The organism is Sphingomonas sp. NPDC019816, assembly GCF_050274375.1.
Taxonomy (GTDB): Bacteria; Pseudomonadota; Alphaproteobacteria; order Sphingomonadales; family Sphingomonadaceae; genus Sphingomonas.
The window spans coordinates 1-4,943 of sequence record NZ_JBNNOB010000192.1 but is presented as its reverse complement, the minus strand read 5'-3'; the positions used below and the strand labels follow the sequence as shown (position 1 = coordinate 4,943).

General features: G+C 69.5%; 2 protein-coding genes and 1 pseudogene. All 3 read right to left on the bottom strand.

Features of this window, described 5'->3' with window-relative positions:
- Positions 1-134: 134 nt before the first annotated feature.
- Positions 135-1,301, bottom strand: a complete 1,167-nt coding sequence (locus tag ACQKJZ_RS18015) for a deoxyguanosinetriphosphate triphosphohydrolase (protein WP_427732914.1) — start codon at positions 1,299-1,301, stop codon at positions 135-137.
- Between the two features lie 4 nt (positions 1,302-1,305).
- Entirely contained in the window at positions 1,306-3,321 is a 2,016-nt protein-coding gene (locus ACQKJZ_RS18010; protein ID WP_427732912.1) for an SPOR domain-containing protein, read from the bottom strand.
- 795 nt (positions 3,322-4,116) lie between these two features.
- Positions 4,117-4,943, bottom strand: a pseudogene (locus ACQKJZ_RS18005) (cell division protein FtsZ); the annotation flags it as partial.

Genomic DNA, 4,943 nt, shown 5'->3' with positions numbered 1-4,943 from the left:
TTCCCTCACAAACCGGACATCGCATTCCATCCTCCCTGTTCCAAATCACCAGAACGAAGAAGAACCCGAAAAGCAGCCACGGTGAACAGTCCCCCTGCAAGGGGGGGAGTGGGTCTATCTCATGTCATACTGCTCTAGAACCCCTCGGGCAGGTCGATCGGGCCGACGATATGCTGGTAACTGCGCACGGCGTAGCGGTCGGTCATGCCCGCAATGAAGTCGGCGATATGCCGGCTGCGTTCCGGCTCCGCACCGGGCAGCCGTTCGCGCCACTCCTCGGGGAGCAGCGCCGGGTCGGCGCGGTAGGCGGCGAACAGCCCCTTGACGATGCCATGCGCCGCATCCGCCGCCGCCAGCTGGCGCGGGTGGTGATAGAGATTGGCATACATGAACCGCTTCAGGTCGCGCTCCTCGACCCGCATCGCGTCCGAAAAACCGACCAGCGCATGGCCGGCGGCGCGGACATCGGCGACGTCCCCTACCCCGCTCTCGATGATCCGCCGCCGCGTCTCGGCGACGAGGTCGTTGACCATCACCCCGATCTGCGAGCGGATGAGTTCGCTCGCGAGTCGCTTGGAGGCGACATCGGGAAATTTCGCCCGTGCCACGTCCCAGCCGCGCGCGACCAGCGGCACCGCCAGCATCTGGTCGAGCGTCAGCAGCCCGGCACGCAGCCCGTCATCGATGTCGTGATTGTCATAGGCGATGTCGTCCGCCAGCGCCGCGACCTGCGCCTCCAGCGAGGCATGGCTCTCCAGATCGAGCGGGAAGTCGGCATCCGCTTCACGCAGCGCCCAGCCGGGATGGCGCACCGGCCCGTTATGCTTGGCCAGCCCTTCCAGCGTCTCCCAGGTCAGGTTCAACCCGTTCCAGCGCGGATAGGGTCGCTCGATCGCGGTCAAGGTGCGCAGCGTATGGCCGTTGTGATCGAATCCGCCCTGATCGGTCAGCGCCGCCTTCAGCGCATCCTCGCCGGCATGGCCGAAGGGCGGATGGCCGATGTCATGCGCCAGGCACAGCGCCTCGGTCAGGTCCTCGTTCAGTCCCAGCGTGCGTGCGATCGTCCGGCCGATCTGCGCGACTTCCAGGCTATGGGTCAGGCGGACGCGGAAATGGTCGCCATCGGGGGCCATGAAGACCTGCGTCTTGTGGCGCAGCCGGCGAAAGCTGATCGAGTGGATGATCCGGTCGCGATCGCGCTGGAACGCGTCGCGCGGGCCGCGCTCCAGCCCCTTGGTCTCGTCATGGCAGCGTCCCCGGCTTTGCTCGGGAAACGACGCCCAGGGCGCGAAGCGGGTCATCGCCTTACTTCGCGTCGAGCCGCATGACCGCCTGCCCCGCCTCGCTGCTGACCGGGAAGGCCGACACGCCCTTCTTCGCCAGCTTGTTGACGAACGCCCGCGCTTCCTCGTCAGTCTTGAACGGACCGGTCAGCACGCGGTGAGTCGCCCGCAAGGGGGTCTTATACCCCTGATGCCCGGCGAACAGCTCGGGCGCCTTGGCCTTGGCGGCGGCCCAGGCCTTGGGCAGGTCGCTCTCGTTCGCGCCGCCCGCGACCTGGACCCAGATGCGCGACGGGTTGGCGCGCGCCTTGCGCTTCTCCTCGGCGGCTTCCTTGTCGGCGAGCGCCTTCTTTTCAGCCTCGGCCTTTTTCAGCGCCAGCGCCTTTTTGTCGGCGGCGGCCTTGGCGAGCTTGGCCTTGCGCTCGGCGGCGATCGCCTTGGCATCGCGCACGGGCGGCTCGACCACCTCGGCGGCCTTTTCGCGTGCGGCCTCGTCGCGCTCGGCCTTGGCCTTCGCTTCGGCCAGCACGCGCTGCGACCCGCTGCTCATCGGTGCGGCGGCGGCGATCTCGGCCGGGCGTTCGGGCCCTTCGACGCCCAGTTCGGAGGCGGGGATCGACAGATTGGCGACGATCCGCGCCAGCACCGAATCCTCCCGTACCGCTCGCGCCGCCGCCAGCGACGGACGCTGGGCGACCGGTTTGGCCGCCGGGGCGGGCTCTTCGCGTTGGGGAGGCAGCGGCTGGATCATCGCGGTGGCGACCGGCGCGGGGGTCGGGGTGACCGGCGCGGCCTGCGCCGGCGGGGTCGCAGGCGCCGACGATGTGGTGGACGGTTGCGGCTGAACCGGTGTCGCCTGCGCGATCTGGGCGGGCGGCGTGGCCGGCGGCAGCGGTTGGATCATCGGCCGCGCTGCTTCGGTGGATGCCACCGCCGTGGCGGGGGCCGCGCCGCTTGTGGTTGTCGTGGTGGCGCCGGGCAACGGCTGGACCATGCGCATCGGGGTCGCCGCAGGGGTGACGCGCTGCTCGACCGGCATTCGGGACGGGGCGGCCGACGCCATCTGGGTCGGCGCCCTGGCCTGGCCTGGCGCCGCCGTGGGACCGGGCTCGCTGGCGGCCAGCGCGACGCCGCGATTGCCCCGCGTCGGGTTGCGACCAGTACGACGCCCGTCCGTCCGCGATGGGACTGGGGCTGCCGTCGACGCAGAGGCGAGCGCCACCGGCGCGGTCGGGGCCAGCGCCGGCAACACTGGCGCCAGCCGCGCATCGGCCAGCCGTTCTGGCGTGGCACGCGTCTCACCGAAATGGACCGCAAAGGCGCGATCCACCGCCGGCAGGGTCGGCAGACGCTGGAAAAAGGGTTGCAGCCCCTGCGCCAGTTGCGGCGGCATCATCGTCGCGGCGATCCGCGTCGCCTCGGCCATGTCGCCGGTCATCGCCAGGATGAAGGCACGCGCGCGCCACGCCGCCCGATCGGTCTTGCGCAGCAGCGGATCGAGTTGGTCCAGCGCCTGCTCCCGCTGCCCCGAAATGCCCAACGACAGCGCGTAGCGGCGAATGATCTCATCGGTCGGCGCGCTCGCGATCGCGGCGCGATACTCACGCTGCGCGCGGGGCTGATCGCCCACCAGGTCATAGGCGAAGCCGCGATCCGCCGCGAACTGCGCGCTCGGCAGGCCAGCCGCCTCGGCCTGCGCGAAGTAGCGCAGCGCTTCGCCCGGCCGCTCGGAACGGACGAGGATCGACCCCATGCCCGCCTTGATCCGGGGATCGCGCGGATCGACCTTTTCGGCGCGCGCCAGCAGCGAGGCCGCGCCCGATAGGTCGTCGAGATGGATGGACAGCTGTGCCGCCTCGATCAGCGCGTTCACGTCACGCGGATTCTGCGCCACGCGGCGCATCACGTCCCCCAGCCGATCGGCATCGGTCGTACCGGGAAGCGGCTGGACCATCGCCTGGGCCAAAAGCGGGAACGGAGCGGTCGCCAGCATCAGGGCGAGCGCCAACGAAGCGCGGGAAAGGAAGGTCGGCGTCATGGGACTAGGCCCCATAAAGCGCGTTTCGCGCCGCCGGGCAATGGGGATCGCACACGCCGCGCGCCCGGTTGTTCCACACGGTCGACCAAAAAGGCCAGGGCCAGCTGGGGATCATGGCGGATGGCGCATGGTGGATCGCGGCCGAGCCCTGTCAGGCCTTCATCGATCGGATCGGACGAGGCGCTGCCCCTTGAATCGAATCCTTCCGAGGCCATCAAGGGCCTCGGCAGATCGAAGCACGACATGTTCCGAGGAAGGGCAAAATGGTCACTCCGCCTCACCTGTCCTCGCAATCACCAAGACGGTGGGTGGCGTCAGGCAAGCCCCTCCCCTTCAGGGGAGGGGTTGGGGTGGGGCCTCACCAATAACGAAGCACTCGCGGAAGCGCCTCTCCCCCGCCCCTCCGTTGCAAGGAATCATGCGAAACTCTGCACATCACCCCGGCGCAGGCCAGGGTCCAGTTGGATAAGCGCCAATAAGCGATGGAAAGCGTTCAGCATCTGACGCCCTGCCTCCGCCGGGGTGGAGAGCGGAGAAACGCCAATTTCACGACGATCCCCTTAAACGGAGGCCGGCTTCTACACCCACCATGGGCTCGCGGAAATGCCCCACCCCCGCCCCTCCTCTGAAGAGGAGGGGTGATTTCGTTTCGGGCTTCCCGGCTCCGATCGGGAGCATCAAGGCGGATAGAGCCGCATCCGCCACCCGCCCCCTATTCAGCAACAAAAAGGCCCACCCGATCGCTCGGGCAGGCCCTTTTGCAACGCCTCCGCCGGTGAAACCGACGATGGCGCCTTACTGGTTATTCTGGCGGTGCAGGAAGCGCGGGATGTCCAGCGAGGAATCACCCGAGCCTTGCGCATTGTCGTCACGCTGCGCACCGCGGGCCGCGTTCGACATGCGCTCGAACAGCGTGCCGCCCAGCTTCACGCGGGGGGCGGGCTGTGCGGGAACGTCGCCGGCCTCGCTGCCGGGGGCCAGCCAGCGGCGGCGGGCTTCTTCCGAACCGGGAGCCGGCTCGACCGATGCGGCATGGGTCGGCGCCTGGGGCTGGGCCGGCGCGCTGGGGACCATCGTGTCGGCGCCCAGGACCAGTTCATCCTCCTGCGCCGGCTTGGGCGCAGGCGAAGCGGCGACCGGGGTCGAAGGCGGCGTCACGACCGGCGCGGCCGGAGTCACGCCGGGCGACGGTGCGGATTGCTGCGACACGACGGGGGCGGGCGTCGGGGCGGGTGCGGCGACCTGCGATGCGGGCGTGGCGGCGGTCGGCTCGCTCGCACGGGGGCTTGGCGAGTCGTCGGCCTTGCGCGCCATGCCGCCCATGCTGAAGCTGCTGCGCTGCGCCTCGACCGGCGCGGCGGCACCCGGCTTCACATCGGCGTCGATGCCGGTGGCGACCACCGACACGCGGATGCGGCCCTCCAGTTCGGGATTGAACGCCGAACCCCAGATGATGTTGGCTTCGGGATCGACCAGCTCGCGAATGTGATTCGCCGCCTCGTCCACCTCGAGCAGGCGCATGTCGTCGCCGCCGGTGATCGAGATGATGACGCCCTTGGCACCCTGCATCGACACGCCGTCGAGCAGCGGATTGGCGATCGCCTTCTGCGCCGCCTCGATCG